The following is a 2,767-nucleotide window of genomic DNA, read 5'->3' as shown; positions in this document are numbered from 1 at the left end:
TCAGGACGCAACTTCCCGTTGCGAATCAGCCTTCGAACACGGAGAAGGATGTTCTCCGAGTGGGTCTCGACGATCACCTGGTTGCGCCCGCGAACTACAGCCGTGGCGAACAAGTTCCCGAGCCTCGCTTGAAGGCGAGGGTGGAGGTGCAACTCGGGCTCCTCGACACAGATGACCTGCCTCTCGGCATGGACGGCTACGTCAACGACCGGCAGTAGCTGGCTCACTCCGTAGCCAACCTGATCCAATGCCACTGGCGCGCCAGAGCGGACGTCCTTCATGATCCACGTCTGCTGGATCGGGCTCCGAAGTCGTGCAAGTGCGTCCTGTTCGAAGACATACGGCACCTCGAGCTGAGCGAGCATCTGGTTCAAGAGGTCGAACTCACTGAATCCGGCGCGCCGAGGCTTGCCGAAGAACTCAAACCAGTCCGAGTTGTAGACACCTCGCTCCGGGTCGTAGCTCTTGCCCGGCTCGCCACGGTGAGGCCCGCAGTAGCGAAGCAGGAACGCCATCTCGAATAGATCAGACTGCAGCTTCCGGTCCTCGTGTGCGAACAGCTCGGCATCCACAAGTCGTGACTCTTCTACCCAGTCGGACCCTCCGCGGCTCTCGCCGACGCGATAGCGCGTGAGAAGGCCGTTGCCGAAATCAGATGGGTGGAAAGGGTCGCGGTCATCCGCGAAGTCCTCCGGGATGAATCGCTTGCGGGAGGCCTGACCTTCCCCGACCACCGCCAGGGCGGTGGAGTGCATATCGATCGACCCGACGGGGTTGAGGTCGTAGCTGAGTTCCGCTGCAGCGAGACGCCCGTCCCGGGTCCGGAATTCAACACCCAGGACGAGCGGCGACTGCCACTGGAACCCACTCGGATCCTCGGGATCGGGCTCGGTGTAGGTAATCAGGTTGCGCGCGCTTGCCTCCTCGAAGGCCTTGTCCCACGCACGAAGAGCATCAGTCCGTCCTACGTCGACGGTCTGCATCAGAAGCTTGAGTGCCTTGAGGACGGTCGATTTCCCAGCGGAGTTCGGCCCGTAGATGAGGGTGAGCGGCGCCAGCTCAACGTCGTGAGCCCCTGAGAACGACCGGAGGTTCTCGATGTGGAGCCGCTCGACCAATGCCGTCGGTCGCGCGCGCTGCTGCGGAGCGCGCGGAGCCGGTGCGGAATCGTGTGGAGCGGGATTGACGGAGACCGGGACATCGTCGACTGACATCGCGAGGATCTCCGCCTCTTCACGCTCGCGACGCTCTCGCTCTTGAGCGACTGCTTCCTTCGCCCGCCGACGCTGGGCGTCCCGACGTGCACGCATGGCTCGTCCGTCAATCCCTACCCAGTCCGATCCGTAAGCCTTGCGCGCCACGTCAACTGGGTCGCCGGCCGAGTCGCGTTCGACTACTTCATCTTGGTTCTCCACCCTGCGCCCTTTCGTTCCCGCGGTCTGATGCTATTGAGTCGGCCACTGCTTGCGAAGCAGAGTGCGAACGTGTCCCGCTCGCTGACGCCGAGCCGTCGAGCGAGCGGGACACGCGGGGCCACTAGTGCGTCTGGCGCATCCAGTACGAGCCGTCCCCGTTGCTGACCTTCTCCCAGCCGCCGAAAGCGTGCTGGGGTCCGGAGTGCTGGTGCAGACGGGCGTCGCTCACCTCCCCACGAGACCAGCAGTTCTGGTCGCGGTTGTACTTCCCCATGAGTTCACCTCCCTTCGAGTTGAGTTATCGCCCGTTGATTCCTTGAGCCGCGCGGTCGGTGTCGAAGACAGGTCGGCGCGAAGCAAAGTCGATCAGGATATGGGCTGCACGCACGCACCGTCAACACCCAGTCGCAGGCTGATGCCTCGCCGCTTCTTGACCTGACCGGCCGGCGGGCATATTCTGATCGACTTTGCGTTCTCGGTCGCGCGTGCTGGGCGGTCCGAACTCGAAGTCACGCGGCCGACTGCCGACCCAGCGTGGTCCTTGCCGGCACCCACGACTTTTGGGAGGAGGTGAAACCATGGCACTCATCGACGCAACCCCGCGAAGCGCCTTCGCGACCGCTTTCGCCAGCGCCGCCCAGCATGCCCTCGACGTGTGGCGCGAGCCAGGCTTCCAGACCGCGCTTCGACGCGAAGCGAAGCACTTCCTCAAGAGCGTCGCCTCAGAGGCCGGTGCCGCGTCGCAGCGCGTCCGTAGCTAGCGAACGTGGGGACTGGTATGAAGTACCAACTCGGGCCCAACCGTGTCGTCGCCGGTCGATTCTCGCCGTACACGGCGAGAGCCTGCACGCGTGCACGTGCAGGCTCTCGTGTCACAGTCAGACGCGCTGGCTGATCGTGCCGCTCGGGTTGCGGTTGGCGGTCGATTCGGTCACGAACCGGCCCGTCGACGCGGAGCGGTGCACCGTTGTTGAGTTGCTCGTGCCGGACCCGACACGTTCGGTGGTGGTCTTTCCGGGCCAGCGGGCCGCGGCGGCCTTGGAGACGAAACGACCTGTGGATGCGGAGCGACGAACGGTTCCCATGGGAACTCCTTCACTGATTGAGCCGGGTGCTCTGAGACGGAGCGCCGCTAGTCTGCGGCTGCCAACTCCGGTACAGTCAGTGCTCTGGATGAGACCTGACGCTCTCAGGGCTTGTGAGCCGTCCCGTTACCGCGGGGCGGCTCTTTTCCGTTGTGATCCCGACATCTCGGTATATGTCCGCCGCTGGTCACTTCCCCTCGCGGCCTCTCAACTGCTTCGATTGAGTCTTGCCCGTCATCGATCGCGAGACGAGCGACTGCGCTTTGT

Annotated in this window: 4 protein-coding genes; 1 reads left to right on the top strand and 3 read right to left on the bottom strand. The window is 64.0% G+C overall.

Annotation, left to right across the window (positions count from 1 at the left end):
* Both Q1V87_RS05760 and Q1V87_RS05755 read right to left on the bottom strand, forming a co-directional pair.
* A partial coding sequence (locus Q1V87_RS05760) for an AAA family ATPase (protein ID WP_300591232.1) occupies nucleotides 1-1,310 on the bottom strand: 1,310 nt, incomplete at its 3' end.
* A 226-nt stretch (nucleotides 1,311-1,536) separates the two neighbouring features.
* Nucleotides 1,537-1,689, bottom strand: coding sequence for a hypothetical protein (locus Q1V87_RS05755; RefSeq protein ID WP_300591231.1), 153 nt, complete (start codon nucleotides 1,687-1,689; stop codon nucleotides 1,537-1,539).
* Nucleotides 1,690-1,993: 304 nt separating this feature from the next.
* Between Q1V87_RS05755 and Q1V87_RS05750 the strand changes: the two genes are divergently transcribed.
* Nucleotides 1,994-2,176: a hypothetical protein gene (locus Q1V87_RS05750; RefSeq protein WP_300591230.1), complete on the top strand. Its 183-nt coding sequence runs from the start codon at nucleotides 1,994-1,996 to the stop codon at nucleotides 2,174-2,176.
* Between the two features lie 117 nt (nucleotides 2,177-2,293).
* Here the strand turns inward: Q1V87_RS05750 and Q1V87_RS05745 are convergent, their stop codons facing one another.
* Nucleotides 2,294-2,500, bottom strand: a complete 207-nt coding sequence (locus Q1V87_RS05745; protein WP_300591229.1) for an ABC transporter ATP-binding protein — start codon at nucleotides 2,498-2,500, stop codon at nucleotides 2,294-2,296.
* Nucleotides 2,501-2,767 lie beyond the last annotated feature (267 nt).

Origin of the sequence: Microbacterium sp., from assembly GCF_030149085.1 — a bacterium.
Classification (GTDB): Bacteria; Actinomycetota; Actinomycetes; order Actinomycetales; family Microbacteriaceae; genus Microbacterium.
This window is presented reverse-complemented; position numbering and strand designations above follow the sequence as displayed.

Bases quoted from the DNA above. Each gene is read 5' to 3' on its own strand.
- Q1V87_RS05750 (WP_300591230.1), top strand. From the start codon at position 1,994: ATGGCACTCATCGACGCAACCCCGCGAAGCGCCTTCGCGACCGCTTTC.
- Q1V87_RS05755 (WP_300591231.1), bottom strand. From the start codon at position 1,689: ATGGGGAAGTACAACCGCGACCAGAACTGCTGGTCTCGTGGGGAGGTG.
- Q1V87_RS05745 (WP_300591229.1), bottom strand. From the start codon at position 2,500: ATGGGAACCGTTCGTCGCTCCGCATCCACAGGTCGTTTCGTCTCCAAG.